22 protein-coding genes are annotated in these 21,800 nt (G+C 58.4%); 14 read left to right on the top strand and 8 right to left on the bottom strand.

The features are described 5' to 3' along the window. Positions 1–157: 157 nt before the first annotated feature. The 4 genes from pdxH to dinG all read right to left on the bottom strand — a co-directional run bounded on the left by pdxH (position 158) and on the right by dinG (position 5,615). Positions 158–805, bottom strand: coding sequence for a pyridoxamine 5'-phosphate oxidase (gene pdxH / locus ACYASS_RS06615; RefSeq protein WP_463585537.1), 648 nt, complete (start codon positions 803–805; stop codon positions 158–160). Positions 806–873: 68 nt separating this feature from the next. Next, the gene (locus tag ACYASS_RS06610) at positions 874–1,968 is read right to left on the bottom strand and encodes an OmpA family protein (protein ID WP_463585536.1); all 1,095 of its coding nucleotides are present in this window, start codon (positions 1,966–1,968) and stop codon (positions 874–876) included. A 153-nt stretch (positions 1,969–2,121) separates the two neighbouring features. Next, positions 2,122–3,270 (bottom strand): serine hydrolase domain-containing protein, encoded by a 1,149-nt coding sequence (locus ACYASS_RS06605; protein ID WP_463585535.1) that lies wholly within the window; start codon positions 3,268–3,270, stop codon positions 2,122–2,124. Positions 3,271–3,470: 200 nt separating this feature from the next. Beyond that, on the bottom strand, positions 3,471–5,615 hold the full coding sequence (dinG, locus tag ACYASS_RS06600) for an ATP-dependent DNA helicase DinG (RefSeq protein ID WP_463585534.1): 2,145 nt from the start codon (positions 5,613–5,615) through the stop codon (positions 3,471–3,473). Positions 5,616–5,760: 145 nt separating this feature from the next. Here dinG and ACYASS_RS06595 point away from each other — a divergent pair, with 145 nt between their 5' ends. Beyond that, positions 5,761–6,225: a CopD family protein gene (locus ACYASS_RS06595; RefSeq protein WP_463585533.1), complete on the top strand. Its 465-nt coding sequence runs from the start codon at positions 5,761–5,763 to the stop codon at positions 6,223–6,225. 141 nt (positions 6,226–6,366) lie between these two features. On the opposite strand, the gene ACYASS_RS06590 is transcribed toward ACYASS_RS06595, so the two are convergent. The 3 genes from ACYASS_RS06590 to ACYASS_RS06580 all read right to left on the bottom strand — a co-directional run bounded on the left by ACYASS_RS06590 (position 6,367) and on the right by ACYASS_RS06580 (position 8,290). Further along, a complete protein-coding gene (locus ACYASS_RS06590; protein WP_463585532.1) occupies positions 6,367–7,125 on the bottom strand; it encodes a collagen-like protein in 759 nt (252 codons plus the stop codon). Next, a complete protein-coding gene (locus ACYASS_RS06585) occupies positions 7,118–7,393 on the bottom strand; it encodes a DUF1145 domain-containing protein (protein WP_463585531.1) in 276 nt (91 codons plus the stop codon). The genes ACYASS_RS06590 and ACYASS_RS06585 overlap by 8 nt, the downstream gene beginning before the upstream one ends. Positions 7,394–7,588: 195 nt before the next feature. Then, positions 7,589–8,290, bottom strand: a complete 702-nt coding sequence (locus ACYASS_RS06580) for a PA1041 family peptidoglycan-binding anchor lipoprotein (RefSeq protein ID WP_243245470.1) — start codon at positions 8,288–8,290, stop codon at positions 7,589–7,591. 262 nt (positions 8,291–8,552) lie between these two features. Between ACYASS_RS06580 and ACYASS_RS06575 the strand changes: the two genes are divergently transcribed. Together ACYASS_RS06575 and ACYASS_RS06570 are read left to right on the top strand one after the other, a co-directional pair. Further along, on the top strand, positions 8,553–9,050 hold the full coding sequence (locus ACYASS_RS06575; RefSeq protein ID WP_463585530.1) for a DUF6231 family protein: 498 nt from the start codon (positions 8,553–8,555) through the stop codon (positions 9,048–9,050). A 3-nt stretch (positions 9,051–9,053) separates the two neighbouring features. After that, positions 9,054–9,527 carry a YchJ family protein gene (locus ACYASS_RS06570; protein ID WP_463585529.1) on the top strand — a complete coding sequence of 158 codons (474 nt, stop codon included), beginning with the start codon at positions 9,054–9,056 and terminating at the stop codon, positions 9,525–9,527. Positions 9,528–9,538: 11 nt separating this feature from the next. On the opposite strand, the gene ACYASS_RS06565 is transcribed toward ACYASS_RS06570, so the two are convergent. Continuing rightward, positions 9,539–10,057, bottom strand: a complete 519-nt coding sequence (locus ACYASS_RS06565; RefSeq protein ID WP_463585528.1) for a hypothetical protein — start codon at positions 10,055–10,057, stop codon at positions 9,539–9,541. A 101-nt stretch (positions 10,058–10,158) separates the two neighbouring features. Here ACYASS_RS06565 and ACYASS_RS06560 point away from each other — a divergent pair, with 101 nt between their 5' ends. From ACYASS_RS06560 to ACYASS_RS06510, 11 genes are all read left to right on the top strand, one after another. Next, positions 10,159–10,647 carry an LEA/WHy family protein gene (locus tag ACYASS_RS06560; RefSeq protein ID WP_463585527.1) on the top strand — a complete coding sequence of 163 codons (489 nt, stop codon included), beginning with the start codon at positions 10,159–10,161 and terminating at the stop codon, positions 10,645–10,647. Between the two features lie 5 nt (positions 10,648–10,652). Then, positions 10,653–10,868: an SEC-C metal-binding domain-containing protein gene (locus tag ACYASS_RS06555; protein WP_087269191.1), complete on the top strand. Its 216-nt coding sequence runs from the start codon at positions 10,653–10,655 to the stop codon at positions 10,866–10,868. 106 nt (positions 10,869–10,974) lie between these two features. After that, positions 10,975–11,625 (top strand): glutathione binding-like protein, encoded by a 651-nt coding sequence (locus ACYASS_RS06550; RefSeq protein ID WP_463585526.1) that lies wholly within the window; start codon positions 10,975–10,977, stop codon positions 11,623–11,625. A gap of 236 nt (positions 11,626–11,861) precedes the next feature. Then, positions 11,862–14,327: a penicillin acylase family protein gene (locus ACYASS_RS06545; protein WP_463585525.1), complete on the top strand. Its 2,466-nt coding sequence runs from the start codon at positions 11,862–11,864 to the stop codon at positions 14,325–14,327. Positions 14,328–14,497: 170 nt separating this feature from the next. Then, on the top strand, positions 14,498–15,529 hold the full coding sequence (locus ACYASS_RS06540; RefSeq protein ID WP_463585524.1) for a ligase-associated DNA damage response exonuclease: 1,032 nt from the start codon (positions 14,498–14,500) through the stop codon (positions 15,527–15,529). Beyond that, the gene (locus ACYASS_RS06535; protein WP_463585523.1) at positions 15,526–17,241 is read left to right on the top strand and encodes an ATP-dependent DNA ligase; all 1,716 of its coding nucleotides are present in this window, start codon (positions 15,526–15,528) and stop codon (positions 17,239–17,241) included. The genes ACYASS_RS06540 and ACYASS_RS06535 overlap by 4 nt, the downstream gene beginning before the upstream one ends. Before the next feature lie 314 nt (positions 17,242–17,555). Beyond that, a complete protein-coding gene (locus tag ACYASS_RS06530) occupies positions 17,556–18,338 on the top strand; it encodes a transporter substrate-binding domain-containing protein (RefSeq protein WP_122666023.1) in 783 nt (260 codons plus the stop codon). Positions 18,339–18,423: 85 nt separating this feature from the next. Next, a complete protein-coding gene (locus ACYASS_RS06525) occupies positions 18,424–19,152 on the top strand; it encodes an ABC transporter permease (RefSeq protein ID WP_243245479.1) in 729 nt (242 codons plus the stop codon). Then, positions 19,149–19,859: an ABC transporter permease gene (locus ACYASS_RS06520; protein WP_243245480.1), complete on the top strand. Its 711-nt coding sequence runs from the start codon at positions 19,149–19,151 to the stop codon at positions 19,857–19,859. Before ACYASS_RS06525 ends, ACYASS_RS06520 begins: the two co-directional genes overlap by 4 nt. Positions 19,860–19,868: 9 nt before the next feature. Next, on the top strand, positions 19,869–20,987 hold the full coding sequence (locus tag ACYASS_RS06515) for a succinylglutamate desuccinylase/aspartoacylase family protein (RefSeq protein ID WP_463585522.1): 1,119 nt from the start codon (positions 19,869–19,871) through the stop codon (positions 20,985–20,987). Between the two features lie 13 nt (positions 20,988–21,000). Then, a complete protein-coding gene (locus tag ACYASS_RS06510) occupies positions 21,001–21,765 on the top strand; it encodes an ABC transporter ATP-binding protein (protein WP_243245482.1) in 765 nt (254 codons plus the stop codon). Positions 21,766–21,800: the final 35 nt, after the last annotated feature.

Here is a 21,800-nt window from a genome sequence, read left to right as displayed (position 1 = left end):
AGGTATCTCCAGAAGAACATGCAGCCATTAGACTCTGCGCCATCAGCGCTGTCACCTGCCGCTCTTCGTTAATTTGTTTTCATTCAGGCGGTATACAGCACCGGCTGCCGTAACCGTAAGACGGGTAGGCAACCGAATAATTCAAACAGACTGAGGGTTAGGGAGCGAGGCGCTCTCGCGACCAGTGCGCGTCCACGCACCGATAATTAAGCCGGTCATGCAAACGACTCGGACGACCCTGCCAGAACTCGATTCGCTCCGGCAGAAGCCGGTAGCCACCCCAATGTTCAGGGCAGTGCGGCTGAGTGTCGATGAAGCGCTGTTCGGTGTCTTTGATCATGCCTTCAAGCTCGGCGCGATCGGCGATCACCTGGCTCTGAGGAGAGGCCCACGCACCAAGCCGACTGCCCAGCGGACGAACCTGAAAGTAGGCATCGGACTCTTCGGGTGTGACTTTGACCACTCGCCCCTCTATGCGTACCTGACGCTCCAGAGTGGGCCAGAAGAACGTCATTGCCGCAAACGGACGTGCCGCCAGTTGCTGGCCTTTGGCACTGTCGTAGTTGGTAAAGAACGTGAAGCCCTCGGCATCCAGTCCTTTCAACAACAGGATTCGGCAATGAGGGCGGCCCTGCTCGTCGACCGTCGCGAGGGTCATCGCATTGGCCTCGACAGGTGCCTGCTCGGTTTTCACCGCCTCGGCGAACCACTGATGAAATAGCGCAAACGGTTCATCTGGCGCTTGCGCTTCGGTCAAACCATCGCGGGCATAGTCACGGCGCATATCGGCCAGAGACTGGGTCATGACGTCTTTCCTTGATTGAAGAAAACCGTCGCCTGACCCACGCCCTGCGGCGCGGGTCAGCGCGTGTTTCAGTTACTCGCCTGATCAGTCGCCGCAGGTTTCTTCTTCACGGCAGCTTTGGCAGGAGCGGCCTTGGCTGGCGTCGCCTTTTTAGCGGGTGCGGCTTTCTTGGCGGCAGGCTTGCTCGCAGCGGCCTTCTTGGCCGGTGCGGCTTTGGCTGGCGCGGGAGCGACTGCTGGCGCTGGTTTGACGTCTTGAGCCGCAACCATTGTCGGCGTTGGCGGCAAGGCGTACTTGCTCATCAGCGCGAGCATGGTGTTTTCCGGCGTCATGACAATTTCAACGCGGCGGTTCAGCTTGCGGCCTTCGGCGCTGTCATTGGCTGCACGCGGCATTACCGCGCCCATGCCCCGCAGGCTGAGCCGATTACGCTCAAGACCACTGAGGCGGAAAATGGCAGCGACCGACTGGGCACGCTCCTGGCTGATTTTCTGATTCGCCGGAGCAGCGCCGGTGGTGTCTGCATGACCCAATACCAGCACGGCGGTTTTCGGGTCGGCTTCAACCAGTTTTGCCAGACGGGTGATAGGCCCCAACGTCACAGGCAGCAACATCGCCGGACGATCCGGGTTGAATGAGCTGTCTACCGGAGCGGTGATCACCAGAACATCTTCACGACGCTCAAGTTCGAACGGGCTGTCCTTGATCGCCAGACGCAGGCGCGGCTCGTAGTCATCCAGCCAGGCTTGCGTCACCTTGGGATCGACCTTGGGAGCTGCCTTGGCCTCTTCCTTCTTCTCGCCACCGAACGGCCACCACCACTTGCTATCGGTTTCGGACTTGGCGATCAGCGGTGCAACGCTTTTATCTGCGGGTTTGGCGGCAGCTTCAGCTTTTGGTTCCGCGCTGTCACTGGACGCAAACGGCCAGTACCAATGAGTGCCACTCTCGGCCTTCGCCACCGGCGCCGCAGGCTTGGCCTCAGGGGCCGGAGCTTTCGCAGGGGCTTTTGCCGGGGTTTGTACAGGTGCTGCGTCGGCAACCTTATCGGAGCCGAATGACCACCAGTGGCTCCCAGCGTCGGCAGAATCGTTTTTAGGCGTTTGTGCACAGCCAGTCACGGCGAGACACAGGGCGATTGCGAGGCTTTTATTGGATGACATGAATGACCCACAAAAAATAGTAAACAGACAATGAACTTGGCAGTGCCCATATAACACGCATAAACAGGCTGTTGGAAAAGGAAACCGTCGCACGGTTCCTGTTCCGGGGTATTAACTGACAGTCGGTATTAAACAAGCACTTATGACGACAACTTAGCGCAAACACTCACCTAGCACTCGCACCAGCTTCTGAGCACGGGGATCCATCAGCACATAAGGCCCCAACGTATTTGTCACAAAGCCGAATGCGACGTCGTGATCAGGATCAGCAAAGCCAATGGATCCACCGGCGCCCGGATGGCCAAAAGCTTTCGGACCCAGGCCGTACGTGGCGTTGGAAACATCGGGCTGATCAAGCATGCAACCCAGACCGAAGCGCGTCTGAGTCAACAGGGTCTTGTCCTGGCCCACACTGTGCTCGCGAGTCAGCTCATTGAGCAGCTCGGGCTCCAGCAGGCTGCCATCGAGCAAGCCGTTGTAGAAACCCGCAAGACTGCGAGCGTTACCGTGCCCGTTGGCAGCAGGCTGCTGCATGCGCCGCCACTCAGGTTTGTTGGTACTGGTCATGATCGACGGCGGGTTGGTAAACGCCCGTGCGGTCATTGATGTCGGCTCGCGCAGAGTGGTCTGCAGCAGACGCTGCGCAGATTCGTCGCCAGCGTTGCCTTTGCTGCGAGCGATATGCGCAACGCGGTAAAACTCTTCATCAGCCAGGCCGACATGGAAATCCAGGTTCAACGGTCGGGAAATCCGCGCAGCAATGGCTTCGCCCGGCCCGCGCCCATCGGCACGACGCAACACTTCGCCAACCAACCAGCCGTAAGTAATCGCGGCATAGCCGTGGCCATGTCCAGGCGTCCACCAGGGTTCCTCAGCAGCCAGCGCATCGGTCATTGCCGTCCAGTCATAAAGCGCTTCAGCGGGGAGCATGTGACGCAGCGCAGGGAGACCTGCCTGATGACACAGCAATTGGCGCAAGGTAATCGCACCTTTGCCTGCTTCTGCAAACTCAGGCCACAAGCGGGCGACGGGTTCGTCGAGTTTCAGCTTGCTCTCACCGACCAGTTGCAGGGCAGTGACCGCAGCAAAGGGCTTTGTGCAGGAAAACAGGTTGGCGATGGTATCGCTGTGCCAGGCCTCTGCGCCGTCCTTGTCAGCCGTGCCAGCCCAGAGGTCGATGACCGTTTCGCCACCGACCTGAATGCACAGCGCTGCGCCACGCTCCTGAGTGTCCTCGAAGAGCGCCGCGAAAGCTTCGCGCACGGCCTCAAATTTAAGCTCGAAATGACCCTGAATCTGCACCCGTTGGCTCCCGGACTGGCTGATCAAAAAATGGTGTGCATTGTTTCAGCGATTGAGGGGTTTGTGAACTGATGCGGGACTCCATAGCCCCTGAACGGTAGGAGCGAACTTGTTCGCGAAGCGTCGGCACAAACGACAAACAAGCATCGCCTGCCAAACCGCCTCGCGGACAGGTTCGCTCTTACCAGGTTTTGCTTCCCTCAGGAAATTTCTCGCCGAAACGGCGGTAGTGCATTCAGAATCGCCTTACCGTAACGCTGCGTCACCACGCGCCGATCCAGCAGCGTGATGGTGCCGCGATCCTCTTCGGTACGCAGCAACCGACCGCATGCCTGCACGAGCCGCAATGAAGCATCCGGTACGGCGATTTCCATGAAAGGATTACCACCACGGGCCTCGATCCACTCAGCCAGTGCTGCCTCGACGGGATCGTCCGGCACAGCAAAAGGAATCTTGGCGATCACCACATGCTCGCAATACGCGCCGGGCAAATCGACACCTTCAGCAAAGCTCGCCAAGCCGAACAGCACACTGGAATCCCCTCCATCAACCCGTGCTTTGTGCTTGTTAAGCGTTTCCTGTTTGGACAAATTGCCCTGGATAAACACCTGCTTGCGCCAGTCACGCTCCAAACCGTCAAAGACGTCCTGCATCTGTTTGCGGGAAGAGAACAGCACCAGAGTGCCTCGCGAGCCTTCCACCAGACCGGGCAACTCCCGGATGATCGCGGCGGTATGCGCCACGGAATCACGCGGATCGGCCTTGAGGTCAGGTACGCGTAATACCCCGGCGTCAGCATGATGAAACGGACTCGGAACAACGGCCGTGACCGCAACCTTGGGCAAACCGGCGCGCATACGGAAGCGATCGAATTTACCCAGCGCAGTCAGGGTCGCGGAAGTCACCAGCGCACCGTAGGCAACGTTCCAGAGATTACGGCGCAACATTTCAGCGGCCAGAATCGGGCTGGCATTAACCTCGATATCAAACAACGCCCCGCTGTCGGCCAGGGTCAGCCAGCGCGCCATGGGCGGGCTGTCTTCCGGATCTTCAGCGGTGAACGCCGTCCATAGTTCCCAGTTGCCATGGGCCCGGGCCAGCAGGCTGCCAAATAGCGGATACCATTCTTCGGCCTGATGGCTGGCAATGCCGATGTTGACCTCGCCATCCATGCCCTCTTTGAGCAAGTCGGCCAGGCGAGTGAACAGATCATCGAGCCGGGCAAAGCCCTTTTTCAGCTCGACACCCATTTCACGAATATGCTCGGGTACTACGCCGCCAATGAACCGATGCCGTGGACGCTCGCGCCCCTGCATGTCTTCACCGGCACGGAAGTCAGCCAGTTGTTCGCAAGCGCTGAACATGAACTGTTGCTGCGCCTTGATCTCGCGCGCCAGTTCGGGCACTTGCTCGATCAATTTCCCCAAGTCACCCGGCAGTGGGTGCTGAGCCAGCAACTTGGCCAGGTTCTTGGCGGTCTGCTCCAGCCAATCCGCGGTAGAACGAAGCCGCGTGTAATGTGCGAAATGGCCGATGGCCTTGTCAGGCAAGTGGTGTCCTTCGTCGAATACATACAAAGTGTCACGCGGATCGGGCAATACAGCACCGCCCCCCAAGGCCAGATCCGCCAGGACCATGTCGTGGTTCGTCACGATCACGTCGACTTTTCCCATACCTTCGCGGGCTTTATAGAAGGCGCATTGTTGAAAATTCGGACAATGACGATTTGTGCACTGGCTGTGATCGGTAGTCAGCCGCGCCCAATCCTGATCTTCCAGCGCCTGCGGCCAGCTGTCCCTGTCGCCGTCCCACTTATTGCCAGCGAGCTTTTCGATCATGCTGGTGAAAAGTTTCTGACTGGCCTCATCGACCTCGATCTTGAAGCCTTCTTCTTCGAAAAGCTGCGCAGTGGCGTTGGTTGCGTTACCTTCCTGGAGCAGCATGTCGAGCTTGGACAGGCACATATAGCGGCCCCGCCCCTTGGCCAGGGAGAACGTGAAGTTCAGCCCGCTGTTGCGCATCAGATCAGGCAGGTCCTTGTGGACAATCTGCTCTTGCAGGGCGACGGTCGCGGTGGCGATCACCAGACGTTTGCCCGCCAGTTTGGCGGTCGGGATCGCTGCAATGGCGTAAGCCACGGTCTTGCCGGTACCGGTGCCCGCTTCTACCGCGACAACGGCAGGATCACTGGTGCGACGGCCTTCTTCATCGGTGTCGATATCGCCCAGCACTTTGGCGACCTCGGCGATCATCAGACGCTGGCCATAGCGCGGCTTGAGGCTCTTGGCTTCGAGGAAACGCGAGTAGGCGCCCTGAATCTGGGATTTGAGTTCGTTGCTGATCATGGGTTCGGTCGTTGGCTCGGGGCGCTACACAGACTGTACAGGCATAGGTGAAAATTAAAGCGCAAAAGGCTGGATATATCTTCAGTAGTTCCAGCAGGCGGCTATCATACCCCGCAAATTCCATCCGCGCAGAACGGAGTACCTGATGACACCTTTTTCCCTCGTCTACACCCTGCATGTTTTGGCCGCACTGGTATGGGTTGGCGGCATGTTTTTCGCCTGGATGGTCTTGCGACCAGCGGTCGTCAGCGCATTGCAGGGGCCACAGCGACTGAAATTGTGGCTGGAAGTGTTCCCACGCTTTTTTGTCTGGGTCTGGGCAGTGGTGGTGGTCTTGCCGATTACCGGCGTAGGCATGATCCACTTGCAGTTCGTCAGCTTCGAAACCGCGCCGCGCTACGTGCAGGTAATGATGGGGCTTTATGTCGTGATGACCGCACTGTTCATTCGCATTCAGTCACTGCAACTGCCGGAACTGCGCAAGGCGGTAGAGGCTGAGCAATGGGCTGAAGGCGCTGCTGCTCTTGGCAGGATTCGCCGGCTGGTGGGGATCAACTTGCTGGTCGGGTTAGCGGTGGTCGCTATCGCGGCGGCCCGTCCCCATTTGTAACGCGCCCCCTGAGGCAAGCTTGTTTTCGAGGCGGCAAGACTGAATCACCGCGTCAAGCCTCTCGCCAACAAGTTGCCTCCTACCTGAACCGCGTGACACGGCCCTATCCGGTAGGAGCGAACTTGTTCGCGAGGCGGCAGCTTACAACCGCTGCAACGTAAGCGCCCCCGCAGGCCCGGCTGCACCAGGTTGGCCCGCTTCACCCGCGCGCCCGGCTTTGCCGCCATCAGCCCGGTAAACGATGCATCCTTTGGAAGCGCCGCCTTTGCCCGGTTTGCCGCCAGCACCGGCCAAACCACCAGCACCGCCCTGAACGTCAACCTTGATGCGCTCAACTGGGTAATCTCGCGGCAGTTCGAGACGCACCTGGGCACCCGCAGCGCCGTCATGACCATTGCCACCGTTGTCGCCATCAAAGCCGCGACCGGCGCTGCCCCAGGTGCAACCCGGGGCTTTGCCGTTGGCGCCATCGAGCCCGACATAGCCCGGCGAACCAGCGCCACCTCGTGCATCGACAAACAGTTCGTCGCCCTGCAGATGCTCGACACGCAACGTCAGGTTACGACCCGGCAAAGGCGGTTTTTCATAGGTACCCGGCGCACCGCGAGCAGTGATCTGGCTACCCGTGCCAAGCTGACCATGACCGACCACCAGATTAAGCGGCTGACTGCTCGGCACGATGGCGATACGTGCCTCGTGGCCCAGTACCAGTTGGTCGACTTTAACTTCGGTAAGGCCTGACGGGATGAGCAAAGTGCCGTAGTCAGCAACTTCCAGGCGCTCCAGTTGCAGCACACTGGCCTGACTTGGCAAGCGCATCAGCGAGTGCGACTCGACGTTGATGGTTTGGGCCATGGCCAGGGGACTGCACAAGGCAGCCAGCAGACAAAGCTTACGCATGAGCGGCCTCCGGGATTTTTTTCGGGAAAGACTGAAGGTGGAAGATACCGAACAACAGGATATGCAGACGGTCGCGCCAGGGACGTGGACGCCCGCGCAGGCTGCCATTGAACAGCAGCAATTCGGCGACATGAATCACCGCTAACAGGCTGCCTGCAAGTTTGATCAGAAGAGCGAACGGAGTCGGTAGCACCACTACCAGATTAAATAACACCACCAGCCAGAAAGCTGCAGTCAACAGTTTTCCCAATCCCCAAAACACCTTCATTGCCTGAGCCTGCCCCTATTGTTATGTCTGCAAACGCTTATCGTTGCGTAATTTTTCTGCGCGCACAGTAAACGCCTGCACTGTGAAATTTGCCAGCACCCGGTTGAAAATTAATCTGACGCGAAGAACAACCGCCGAACGGCTGAATCGGAATTGGCCCGGCAGGGTGCCGGGCCAACGGCTGGAGCAACCGCGTTAACGGTTGATAAGGATTTCTACGCGACGATTTAGCGAACGGCCGCTGGCGGTTGAGTTGTCAGCAACCGGACGGGCTTCACCATCACCTTCTACCGAAACGAATGCACTGCGCGGGATTCCGGAACTGACCAGGTAATCAGTGACCGAAACAGCACGTTTCTGAGACAGTTTCTGGTTGTAGGCATCGCTGCCAACGCTGTCGGTATGACCGCTGACGCGCAACTGCGCGCTCGGTGCTTCGCGTTTCAGGCGAGTCGCAATCAGGTCGAGCTTCGACTTGTCGGCTGCGGTCAGACGCGCAGAGTCAAACTCGAACAGCACGTCATTGATCACAATGACTTCCTCTTTGACCACCACCACTTCTTCAATGACAGCAGGCGGTGCCGGAGGGGTCAGTGGGCAACCTGTCGCATCGACTGCAACACCTTTAGGTGTATCAGGGCATTTGTCGACGCTGTTTTTCACCCCGTCGCCATCATCGTCGCCATCGCCGTGAACCCAGCAATACGCGCCAGCCATGACACCCACTGCACCGCCCAGACTGGCTGCGACCGCAGCGCTCTGGAACGCGCCTGCCGCAGCACCTGCCACACCCCCACCCAATGCACAGAGCGGCCAGTCAGTCTTCTGCAAACCCGCACAACCGGTCAAAACACTGGTGACTAAAATAAGAGGTAACGCTGTTCGAATTATTCTCATTAATTTTTCTCCCAAGGGTTCGGCCGAATCCGCCGCTCAAGAAGTAAAGACAGCAAAATGCCAGTTCGCCACTTTTCGCCTTGTTTTATTGGGGTTTACCGGTTTATCAGGCAAATAGAATCCCTGTAGGAGCTGCTGAAGGCTGCGATCCCATCTACCTGACACACCGATTTCGCAGCCTTCGGCAGTTCCTGCAGAAACGCCCGGGCTAGGCCCATACCTCGCCACGCGCTAGTCTTGCAGGTCATAGAGAGGATTTTTGATGAGCGAAGGCTTTTCCACGCGCACGCCGCAGCAAGCACTGGCCGCCCTGCTCGATTTGCAGGCCCCCAAGCGCCTGCTGTTGATCGGAGCCGAGGCGTTTCCTGCGTTACAGGCATTTCAGGAAGCCCACCCCGAAACGCTGCTGGCCCATGCCAAACCCGGTTTATTGTCGGCAGAGCTGGCCGCACAACGGTTCGACCTGGCGCTCGTAGTCGATTGCCTGGAGCACATCAACAAGCGCGAAGGCCTGGAGTTGCTTGGCGGCATCCGAAACCTCAACGCCAGTCGCATTGCGGTATTGGCCGATCTGCTGGCCTGCGGCTGGAGAGACACCGACTTCTACTCACTGGCCTTGCAGGCCAGCGAACGCTTTACCCGCGATGAGCAGGTGCTGACGCTGTACACCTACGATTTACGCGAATACAAACAAGTGCCCGACTGGCTCAACGCAAGGTTCTGGGCCAACCCGGAGAACTTCGGCAAATACTGGTGGTAAGTCATGAATAGCGCGATTTGCCCCTGCGGTAGCGGGGATCTGTTAGCAGCCTGTTGCGGTCCGTTTCACGCAGGCCAACCCGCGCCCTGCGCGGAGAAACTGATGCGTTCACGCTACAGCGCCTATGTCCTGGGGCTCATCGACTATTTGCTCGACACCACATTGCCGGTGCAGAAAGCAGGCCTGGACCGAGACTCGATCACGCAGTGGAGCCTGCAAAGCACATGGCTGGGGCTGGAAGTGGAAAGCTCGGAAGTATTTGGCGGCAAACCCGAGCACGCCTTCGTCACCTTCACCGCACGCTGGCATGACGGCAGCGGTGAACACAGCCACCGTGAGCGCTCGTCTTTCGTACAGAATAAGGACCGCTGGTACTTCATCGATCCAACTGCTGGCCTCAAGGCCGGACGCAATGACGCCTGCCCCTGCGGCAGTGAGCAGAAATACAAGAAATGCTGCGCCAGCTACATGAGCTGAAGCCGTGGCAGCTATTCCAGCGAAAGATGTGAAATATCCGGGACAGCTCCGGAGTGAACGCTTGGTAACTGCCCAAGTTCACTGCCTGCTGGTGCGAGGCTCAATCCGGACAGGTCCAGCGAAGGCGCAACCGGGGCGGGTTTAACGTCCTGCATATCGCTGCCCACTTCGCACACTTCAAGATCCGGAGCATCGACCGCCACGAAAGCCGCCATGTACACGTCGCGAGGAGTAATCTGTAGTCGGCCGGGCTGTGGAGCAGCAATGGAACCCGCTCCGGCATCTGGCTCAGGCCTGGACGACGGCATTTCCAGCACTTCGACCAGCGCTCCGGCGCGCTCCAGGGTCGAACGATATTTTTCTGCCGCCTCGCCGTCGAGATTGTTTTTCAGAACCAGTCGACGCCCGCTGAACAACAGCTCCAGCCGCTGCGCGTCGCTGTGGAACAGTTTGCCCAGATTGGCCTGAACCTTTTCCAGTTGGGCGCCGGGGACCAGTTGGCCACTGAATATAATTTCATACAGATTCATTGGTCATACTCTGGGGGCACGTGCGAGAAGTATGCCGCAGCTTTATCAAAAAGGAATGGGCAGTCGCTTTGTCAAACTATGGCTTCAAATGGAGCACGAAGATGTTTTCACAGGCGCACGTCATACGAATCCTGAGCCTGGGCCTGCTGCTGTCGATGCTGAATGGTTGCTCGTCGGTAAGCGTCAGCGACTATCAGGACCCTCAGGTGCACTTGCTCAAAGTCGAGGTGGTCAAGGCAAAGCTGCTGCAGCAAGACTTCAAGCTGCGCTTTCGGGTCGACAACCCCAACGACAGAAGCGTGCTGGTGCGCAGCCTCCGTTACAAGATCATGCTTAACGATCTGGTGCTGGCCGAAGGCGAGTCCACCGACTGGTTTGTGGTCGATGGCCAAAGCCGGAGGAATTTCGTCGTGCCGATCAGGACCAACCTCTGGAAGGATTTGAAGCAGATAGCGAAAATGCTGAAAAAAACCGATCAGCCAATCCAGTATCGGCTCGAAGGTAAGCTCAAAACCGGCTTTTTGTTTCGGCATAACGTGCGTATTGGACGCAACGGCGAGATAATGCCCGGCGATTTTATTCCGGAGTGACCCCGATGAACCAGCAAGCCCATGTGCATGGCCCAGATTGCAACCACGATCATGACGATCATGGCCATGCCCACCACGACCACCAGCATGGACATGTGCACGGTCCAAACTGCGGCCATGCTCATCAGGAGCCGGTACGCAACGCGCTGAAGGACGTTGGCCGCAACGATCCTTGCCCGTGCGGCAGCGACAAGAAATTCAAGAAGTGCCACGGCGCGTAAGCTGACCGTGGTACTCGAACGGCCTGCCTTGCAGGCCGTTTTCGTTTGTGTGGTCACTGCATGAGGGAGTAAAACAGGAATTCCGTGCCATCCGATGGAATTCCTGATGATCGATCTGCATTACTGGACCACACCCAACGGCCACAAAGTGTCTATGTTTCTTGAAGAGGCAGGTCTGCCTTACACGATCTTCCCGGTCAATATTGGCCAGAACGATCAATTCAAACCCGAATTCCTGAAAATCTCCCCGAACAACCGAATACCGGCCATCGTTGACCACGCGCCCGCCGATGGAGGTGAGCCGGTCAGCCTGTTTGAATCCGGGGCAATCCTGCTGTATCTGGCTGAAAAAACCGGCCAGTTCATCCCCATGGACCTGCGCGGTCGACAAGAAACGCTGCAATGGCTGTTCTGGCAAATGGGCGGGTTGGGGCCGATGGCGGGTCAGAACCACCACTTCAACCGCTTCGCCAGGGAAAAGATCCCTTACGCGATCAAGCGCTATGTTGATGAGACCGCGCGCCTCTATGGCGTGCTGGACAAGCGCCTGGCAGACCGTGAGTTCGTCGCGGGCAGTGAATACAGCATTGCGGACATGGCGATCTATCCGTGGATCGCGCGTCATACCTGGCAGGAACAGAATCTGAACGACTTCCCGCACCTCAAGCGCTGGTTCGAAGCAGTCAGTAATCGAGAGGCGACGAAGCGGGCGTATGCGCTGGTTGATCAGGTGAATCCACCGCTGGCTCAGGCCTGAAGGCTCGCGAACAAGTTCGCTCCTACCGAAAAGAGCCGTCACGCGGTCCAGGCAGGAGGCAACTTGTTGGCGAGCCGGTCAACCTGACACACTGCCTCGTCCCCCTCATACAGTCGCAAATAGCCTCACGACCTTTGAAAAATCCTGAAATAAACTCCGTCCCCCCGCTTGCGCAGTGCTTGCCCGCTCACTAACGTAGCGCCTTTTATACGTTAAGCCCCCGCAGGAGTTTTGCCATGGCCTCACCAGCCCGTTCCAAAGTCGTAAACCGGTTCGGTGCTGCCGCCGCGACGGTGGGTTTGTTGAGCCTTACAGGCTGCCAGTTGGGCGGTGGCGACAGCGAATCGCTGCTGCCCGCCTCCGGCACTGTTGCGGTCAAGGGTCTGGCCCAAAACGTTTCCCTGCGGCGCACCAACCTCGGCATGCCGCTGATAGAAAGCAGCACCTTCCACGATGCACTGTTTACTCTGGGTTATGTGCACGCCAGTGATCGCATCACACAGATGTTGACCATGCGCCTGCTGGCCCAGGGTCGACTGTCCGAAATGGCAGGCCCGGGCGCACTGGATATCGACCGATTGATGCGCGCCGCGAACCTGAAAAAAAGCGCCAGCGAGCTCTATAGCGCCTCAACCCCACGTTTGCAGCGTTTCTTTGAGGTGTACGCCCGCGGCGTCAACGCCTATCTGTTCCGCTACCGCGACAAGTTGCCAGCCGATCTGGCCAGCTCCGGCTATCGCCCGGACTACTGGAAACCTGAGGACTCGGCGCTGATCTTCAGCCTGCTGAATTTCAGTCAGTCGGCAAACCTGCAAGAAGAACTGTCCGCACTGGTATTGGCGCAAAAAGTCGGGGTGGACAAACTGGTCTGGCTGGTCCCGACCTATCCGGATGAGGAACTGCCCTTTTCCGAAGCCGACAAGCTCAAGGGTCTTAACCTTGGTGGGCAGGTGCCCGGCCTAAGCGGTCTGAACAATGTCGCCCGACAATTGACTGACCTGAACATGCTGGGTATCGCCGCCTCCAGCAACTGGGCGATCGCGCCGCAACGCAGCCGCACGGGCAAAAGCTTGCTGGCCAATGACGTGCAATTGCCTGCCGGATTGAACTCCGCGTGGAGCTTCGTACAAATCCGCGCCCCGAAATATCAGGCCGCGGGCGCTACGGTTGCCGGTCTGCCGCTGATCCTTAGCGGCTTCAACGGCAAGCTCGGCTGGTCAGTGGCCTCGGTCATGGGCGACAACCAGGATCTGTTTCTGGAAAAACTGAAACGCGAAAATAATCGCCTCATGTATCTGGCCGATGGCAAGTGGCTGCCCACTGCTGCCCACGAAGAAACCTTCTTCGTCAAAGGCGGCCGCCCCGTCCGCGAAACCGTTTACGAAACCCGACACGGCGCGCTGCTCAACAGCAACCCGAGCGAAGGTCAGTTGAATAACAGCCTGGGTCTGGCGCTGCAAACCCCTGACTTCAAAGACGACAAGAGTCTGGACGCGTTCTTCGATCTGTCCCGTGCGCCAAATGTCGACAAGGCGTTTGATGCCAGCCGTGAAATCCGCGCCATCGCACTGAACATGGTGTTCGCAGATGCCTCGAACGTCGCCTGGCAAGTCACCGGTCGCTATCCGAACCGCCGTGAAGGCTTGGGTCTACTGCCTTCGCCGGGCTGGGAAAGCCGTTACGACTGGGATGGCTTCGCCGATTCGATGCTGCACCCTTATGATCAAAACCCGCAGCAAGGCTGGATCGCTACTGCCAACCAGCGGACCTTCCCCAAGGGTTACGGCATGCAGTTGTCCAACTCGTGGAAAGCCCCCGAGCGCGCCGAGCGTATCGCCGAACTGGCCAACAGTGGCAAGCAGGACACCCGCAGCGTCATTGCCATGCAATACGACCAGAGCACGACTTTCGCCGCCAAGCTGAGAAAAATGTTCGAAGCACCGGGCATGGTCAAACCGCTGAAACAAGCCATTGACGCCTTGCCTGAAGCCGAACGCAGCAAGGCCAGGGAAGCGTTTACCCGGTTGATGGCGTTCGACGGCAAGCTCACCCCGACCTCTGCTGACGCCGCTCTTTATGAGCTGTTCCTGCAGGAAAGCGCCAAACAGATCTTTCTTGACGAGCTTGGCCCGGAAAGCAGCCCGGCGTGGAAAGCGCTGGTGCAGAACGCCAGCCTGTCGTACTCGGCCCAGGCCGATCACTTGTTGGGTCGCGAAGACAGTCCGTATTGGGATGACGCGAAAACTCCGCAGAAAGAAGACAAGCCCGCGATTCTGGCCCGCAGTCTGGCGGCAGCAATCACTGCCGGTGACAGCCTGATGGGCACTGATCGCAAAGCCTGGCAATGGGGCAAGCTGCATCGCTCGACTCTGCAGAGCAGCGACTTCGCGGCCAACAGTTTCAATCGTGGCCCAAGTGCAACAGGGGGCGACCACAACACGCTGAACATCGCGGCGTATCCATGGGGTCAGAACTTCGACAGCCAGGCGGTGCCGAGCATGCGCATGATCATCGACTTCGGCCAGGCTGAACCGATGCTGAGCCTGATCAACATCGGTCAGTCCGGCAACCCGGCCAGCCCGTATTACACCAACAGCATCGAGCCTTGGCTAAAAGGCCAGTACCAGACGATCCCGCTGCAAACCCAGAACTACGAGCGGGCTTATGGCAGCAAGCGGTTGACGCTGGTGCCTGGGAAGTAGAATCCCCCCCCTGTAGGAGCTGCCGAAGGCTGCGATTGCGATCTTCCTGACACACCGCGATCGCAGCCTTCGGCAGCTCCTACAGGGTTCCACCAGTCAGCTTCAGGTTCTTCGAACTTCCTCCCCTGCCCCACCCTCATAACTAACAAGCCCATCCAGTCGGTTACTTCATGGATCTTGTTATCGCGCGTCCCGAAGGTTTGTATTGCCCACCCGGCGATTTCTACATTGATCCCTGGCGTCCCGTTGAACGCTCAGTCATCACCCATGGCCATGGCGATCATGCGCGAACCGGTAATGAGCACTACCTGGCTGCCGCGCCCGGTGAGGGCATTCTGCGTTCGCGACTAGGGCAGGACATCAACCTGCAAACCCTGGCATATGGCGAAACCCTGCTGCACCACGGCGTAAAACTGAGCCTGCATCCAGCGGGACATGTGCTGGGTTCGGCGCAGGTCCGGCTGGAGTACAAAGGCGAAGTCTGGGTCGCGTCCGGCGATTACAAAGTCGAGCCGGATGGCACCTGTGCGCCGTTTGAGCCGGTGCGTTGCCATACGTTCATCACTGAATCGACATTTGGCCTGCCGATCTATCGCTGGCAACCTCAATCGCAAATCTTCGCAGGCATCAATGACTGGTGGAGGGCAAACGCCGCTGTCGGCAAGGCCAGCGTGTTATTCGCCTATTCCTTCGGCAAGGCGCAACGCATCCTGCACGGCATTGATCCTCAGATAGGCCCGATTCTGGTCCATGGTGCAGTCGAACCTTTGAACCGGGTTTACCGTGAGGCCGGGGTGCGAATACCCGAAACCCAATACGCTGGTGATTTTCAGAAAAACGACCCGGCCCTGCGCCAGGCCTTGATCCTTGCACCACCGTCAGCCGGTGGCAGTACCTGGATGAAACGCTTCGGTGACTTTAGCGATGCCTTCGCCAGCGGCTGGATGATGTTACGTGGGACTCGCAGACGACGCGGCGTGGATCGGGGTTTCGTGCTGTCCGATCACGCTGACTGGCCAGGATTGCTGTGGGCAATCGAGCAGACCGGCGCCGAGCGGGTCATGGTGACTCACGGTTCAGTGGCGGTGCTGGTGCGTTACCTGCGCGAGTCCGGACTCGATGCCCAGGGCTTCGTCACTGAATATGGCGACGAGGAAGATCCGGCAACTTCAGACGCAAAACCAAGCGAGGCTTCTGCATGAAAGCCTTCGCCGAACTGTATTCAAAGCTCGACGCGACCACGTCGAGCAACGCCAAACTCGCCGCTATGCGTGACTATTTCACCAGCGTCGCGCCGCAGGACGCTGCATGGGCCGTGTACTTTCTGTCGGGCGGGCGGCCGCGCCAACTGGTGCCCACCAAGCTGCTGCGGGAACAGGCCATGAGCCTTGGCGAGCTGCCGGAATGGCTATTCGAAGAGAGCTATCAGGCGGTGGGTGACCTGGCAGAAACCCTGGCATTGCTGCTGCCCGAAGCCGAGCACAGTTCCGATGATGGGCTCGCGGTGTGGATGGAGGAAAAGTTGTTACCGCTGCGCGGACTTCCGCCTGAAGAACTGATCGAGCGGCTACCGACGTTCTGGTCGCAGCTGGATCGGGTCAGCCTGATGGTCTGCATCAAACTGATCACAGGCAGTTTTCGGGTCGGGGTGTCGAAACTGCTGGTGACTCGCGCTCTCGCGGCCATGGCTGACATTGACAGCAAGCGGGTGGCGCAACGACTGGTGGGTTACACCGACCTGTCCCATAGCCCCAGTGCCGAGGGCTTTCTCAAGCTGATCGCGGCGGAGTCGGAGGACGAGCATGCGCAGCGCGGCGGCCAGCCTTATCCATTCTTTCTTGCCCATGCCCTGCAGCAGCCAGTGGATCAGTTTGAAACGCTGCTGGGGTCGGTGGATAACTGGCAGGTGGAATGGAAATGGGACGGCATTCGCGCGCAGTTGGTGAAACGCGAAGGTCGCTTGTGGATCTGGTCTCGTGGTGAAGAACTGGTAACCGACCGGTTTCCTGAATTGCACAGCCTGGCCCAGAGCGTGCCGGACGGCACCGTCATTGATGGCGAAATCGTGGTCTGGAAACCTGCGGAGCAATCTCAATCTCCCGACAAAGAGTTCGCCCTGAGCGCTGAATCCCTGCCCGCCTCCGCACCGGCGCAACCGTCTGTACAGCCATTCGCCCTGCTCCAGCAACGCATCGGTCGTAAAACACTGGGCAAGAAAATCCTCGAAGAAGTACCGGTAGTGGTGCTCGCTTACGACTTGCTTGAATGGCAAGGTCACGACTGGCGCAGCCGCCCGCAACATGAGCGGCGCGCTCAGCTTGAGGAGTTGGTCGCTGGCACCCAAAGCCCGGTACTGCTTGCCTCCCCTGTTGTCAGTGGCAGGGACTGGCAGGACCTGAGCATTCAGCGCGAAGCCTCCCGCAGTCTCGGCGTGGAAGGCATGATGCTCAAGGCACGTGACTCGCTGTATGGCGTCGGCCGAACCAAAGACATGGGCGTCTGGTGGAAGTGGAAGGTCGACCCGTTCAGCGTCGACGCCGTGCTGATCTACGCACAGCGCGGCCATGGCAGGCGCGCCAGCCTTTACAGCGATTACACTTTCGCGGTGTGGGACGGCCCGCCCGAACAAAGCGAGCGGACATTGGTGCCATTCGCTAAAGCCTATTCAGGGCTGACCGACGAAGAAATGCGCAAGGTGGACGCCATTGTGCGCAAGACCACAATCGAGAAGTTCGGCCCGGTCAGCAGTGTTACCCCAAGCCTCGTGTTTGAACTGGGCTTCGAGGGCATCGCACTTTCGAAGCGCCACAAGAGCGGCATCGCAGTACGTTTCCCGCGCATGCTGCGCTGGCGGCAGGATAAATCCGTGGCCGAAGCCGATAGCCTGTCGACGTTGCAGGACCTGTTGGGTTAGGATTCCGCCCTTTTTTGGATCATCAAAACAGCTGCGCACCTTGTTAGAGCAGGACACTACCTTCTGTAGGAGTGAGCTTGCTCGCGATTGGGGGGCCAGTTGAAGCTCAATGCTGCTGGCACGACGCTATCGCGAGCAGGACACTCCTACAGGGAGCGACCTCAAAGTCGTCAGTCAACATTGCGACAACTCCGTACATTTAAAACGCACGTTCGTATCTTTGGTTCGGAAATTGCTACTTTCAAGGGTCTGGCACCCGCCGGTAGCAAGCCTCGCGTGTTCCCAACGCTCAATTTGGTTTTAAGGACTGAACGATGAAAAAAGCATGGCTGACCCTCTCTGCATTGGCCGTTTGTCTGGCCGCTGGTAATGCAATGGCCAAGGAATATAAGGAACTGCGTTTTGGCGTGGATCCTTCTTATGCACCTTTCGAATCAAAAGCCGCTGACGGCAGCCTGGTAGGCTTCGACATCGACTTGGGCAACGCTATCTGCGCCGAGCTGAAAGTTAAATGCAAGTGGGTTGAAAGCGATTTCGACGGCATGATTCCTGGCCTGAAAGCCCGCAAATTCGACGGCGTTATCTCGTCGATGACCGTGACTCCGGCTCGTGAAAAAGTCATCGACTTCTCCAACGAGCTGTTCTCCGGCCCAACTTCGCTGGTGTTCAAAAAAGGTGCAGGCCTGACCGCCGACCCGGCTAGCCTGAAAGGCAAAACCGTTGGCTACGAGCAAGGCACCATTCAGGAAGCCTACGCCAAGGCTGTGCTTGACAAGGCTGGCGTGAAAACCCAGGCCTACCAGAACCAGGATCAGGTTTATGCCGACCTGACTTCCGGTCGTCTCGATGCTTCCATCCAAGACATGCTGCAGGCCGAACTGGGCTTCCTGAAGTCACCACAAGGTGCTGATTACGAAGTCAGCGAGCCTGTAGACAGCGAATTGTTGCCTTCGAAAACAGCGATCGGTATCGCGAAAGGTAACAAAGAGCTCAAGGCTCTGTTGGATAAAGGTATCAAAGCGTTACACGACGACGGCAAATATGCCGAGATCCAGAAGAAGCACTTCGGCGATCTGAATCTGTACAGCGGTAAATAACACCCCGACGCCCATGGTTTTCGGCGATGATCCCCCGCCGATTTCCATGGGCGTTTTGTTTTATTGACCGTCAAAGGCTTTACCCATGTTCGAAACACTGCTGCAAACCCTCGGACTCTCGTCTTTCAGCCTCAAAGGCTTCGGCCCTCTGCTGCTCGAAGGCACGTGGATGACCGTTAAATTATCGCTGCTGTCGCTGCTGGTGAGCATTGTGCTCGGCCTGATCGGCGCCAGTGCAAAACTGTCAGGCGCCGCTATCGTGCGGATGCCGGCGCAGCTCTACACCACCCTGATTCGTGGCGTGCCCGACCTTGTGTTGATGTTGCTGATTTTCTACAGCCTGCAAACCTGGCTGAGTCAGCTGACCGACGCGATGGAATGGGACTACATCGAAATCGACCCTTTCAGCGCGGGCGTCATCACGCTGGGCTTCATCTATGGCGCCTACTTCACTGAAACCTTCCGTGGCGCGATTCTTTCCGTCCCGCGCGGCCAGGTAGAAGCAGCCACCGCCTACGGCCTGAGTCGCGCACAACGTTTCCGCTATGTGGTATTCCCGCAAATGATGCGCTTCGCGTTGCCGGGTATCGGTAACAACTGGCAGGTGCTGCTCAAGGCCACCGCGCTGGTGTCGATCATAGGCCTGGCTGACCTAGTCAAGGCCGCGCAAGACGCAGGCAAAAGCACTTACCAACTGTTTTATTTCCTGGTCCTTGCTGCATTGATCTACCTGCTGATCACCAGCGCTTCAAACTTTGCCCTGCGTTGGGCGGAACGGCGGTATTCCGCAGGCAGCCGGGAGGCTAAACGATGATCGAACTGCTTCAGGAATACTGGCGCCCCTTCCTCTATAGCGATGGCGTACACATTACCGGGCTGGCCATGACCATGTGGCTGCTCAGCGCCTCGATCGCCATCGGCTTTCTGGTCTCGATTCCGCTGTCCATTGCCCGCGTCTCCAGCAATTGCTGGGTTCGTTGGCCGGTGCAGTTTTACACCTACCTGTTTCGCGGCACGCCTCTCTATATACAGTTGCTGATTTGCTATACCGGTATCTACAGCCTCGAAGCCGTGCGTGCGCAGCCGATTCTCGATTCGTTCTTCCGCGACGCAATGAATTGCACAATCCTGGCGTTCGCCCTTAATACTTGCGCGTACACCACTGAGATTTTCGCCGGTTCGATCCGCAGCATGAACCACGGTGAAGTCGAAGCCGCCAAAGCCTACGGGCTCACTGGCTGGAAGCTTTACGCGTATGTGATCATGCCGTCGGCCTTGCGTCGCTCGTTGCCGTTCTACAGCAACGAAGTGATTCTGATGCTGCACTCGACCACCGTGGCCTTCACCGCCACTGTGCCGGACATTCTCAAGGTCGCTCGGGATGCGAACTCGGCCACCTTCATGACGTTCCAGTCGTTCGGCATCGCCGCCCTGATTTACCTGTGCGTCACGTTCATTCTGGTCGGCCTGTTCCGTCTTGCCGAACGTCGCTGGCTGGCCTTTCTCGGCCCGTCTCACTAGGACCTGCCCATGCGTCATGACACCCACGACCTGCTCGCGCCGGTGCCGGGCACTGCGCGGCAAATCCATAGCTTTCATTACGGTCCGCAAGACGGCGTCTGCAAAATCTATATCCAGGCGTCGCTGCATGCCGATGAGCTGCCGGGCATGCTGGTCGCCTGGTACCTCAAGCAACGCTTGAGCGAACTGGAAAATGCTGGTCTGTTGCTCGGCGAAATTGTCGTCGTGCCGGTCGCCAACCCTATCGGCCTGGAACAGGTCCTGATGGACGTTCCGCTGGGCCGATATGAGCTGGAAAGCGGACAGAACTTCAACCGCTGGTTCGCCGACCTCAGCGCAGCCGTGGGCGACGACGTTGAAGCGCAACTCAATGATGACCCTCAGCACAACATCCAATTGATCCGCCGCAGCCTGAGCAAGGCGCTTCAAGCCCAGCCAGCCGCCACGCAGCTGCAATCGCAACGTCTCACGCTACAGCGTCTGGCTTGTGATGCCGACATGGTTCTGGACCTGCATTGCGACTTCGAGTCAGTCGAGCACCTGTACACAACGCCCGAAGCCTGGCCGCAGGTGGAAATGCTTTCGCGGTACCTCGGTGCTCAAGCCAGCCTGCTGGCGACAGACTCCGGCGGTCAGTCATTCGATGAATGCTTCACCCTCGTCTGGTGGCAATTGCAGCAGCGCTTTGGTGATCGCTTCGCTATCCCCATGGGCAGCTTTTCGGTCACTCTGGAATTGCGCGGTCAGGGCGACGTCAATCATGCGTTGGCCAGCCGCGACTGTCAGGCGCTGATCAACTACCTGATTCATTTCGGCGCCATTGGCGGTGACGTCTCTGCCGCCCCTGAATTGCTTTATCCGGCCACGCCACTGGCGGCGGTTGAACCGGTCGCTACGCCCGTTGGCGGGTTACTGGTGTTCTGCGCCCAACCCGGCGAATACGTCGAGGCGGGCCAGTTGATCGCGGAAATCATTGACCCGATCAGCGACGCCGTCACGCCGATCCACACGCTTAATCCCGGCCTTCTGTATGCGCGCTCACTACGACGCATGGCAACTGCCGGCATGGTCATCGCTCACGTCGCAGGCACAGAAGCCTACCGTAGCGGCTACCTACTTTCTCCTTGAGGACTTGCTTGTCATGTACAAACTGACCATCGATGGCCTGCATAAAAGCTACGGCGACAACAAAGTACTCAAAGGTGTTTCGCTCAAAGCCAGCAGCGGCGATGTCATCTGCCTGATCGGTGCCAGCGGCTCCGGCAAAAGCACCTTCCTGCGCTGCATCAACTTCCTTGAACAGCCAAACGACGGCGCCATGAGCCTGGACGGCAAGCAAGTACGCATGGTGAGCGACAGGGGCCACATGCGCGTCGCCGACCCGGATGAGCTGCAAAGCATCCGCACGCGTCTGGCCATGGTGTTCCAGCATTTCAACCTGTGGGCACACATGACTGTGATGGAGAACATCACCATGGCACCACGCCGGGTGCTGGGGGTTTCCAAAGAGGAAGCCGAAGCCCGTGCCCGCAAGTATCTGGACAAGGTTGGCTTGCCGGAGCGCGTCGCGGACCAATACCCGGCCTTCCTGTCCGGCGGTCAGCAGCAGCGTGTGGCGATTGCCCGTGCGCTGGCAATGGAGCCCGAAATCATGCTGTTCGACGAGCCGACCTCGGCACTCGATCCCGAGCTGGTCGGCGAAGTACTCAAAGTGATTCAGGGTCTGGCCGAAGAAGGTCGAACCATGATCATGGTGACCCACGAAATGAGCTTTGCCCGTAAAGTCGCCAATCAGATCGTATTCCTGCATCAGGGCCAGATCGAAGAGTCCGGGCATCCGGATGAAGTGCTGGGCAATCCGAAGAGCGAGCGCTTGCAGCAGTTTTTGAGCGGGAATTTGAAGTAACCGGCAACCTGTTGGAGCGAGGCTTGCCCGCGAAC

It is taken from the genome of Pseudomonas sp. HP_14, assembly GCF_055283875.1.
The sequence above is the reverse complement of the archived record's forward strand: the minus strand, read 5'-3'. Positions and strand labels throughout refer to the sequence as shown.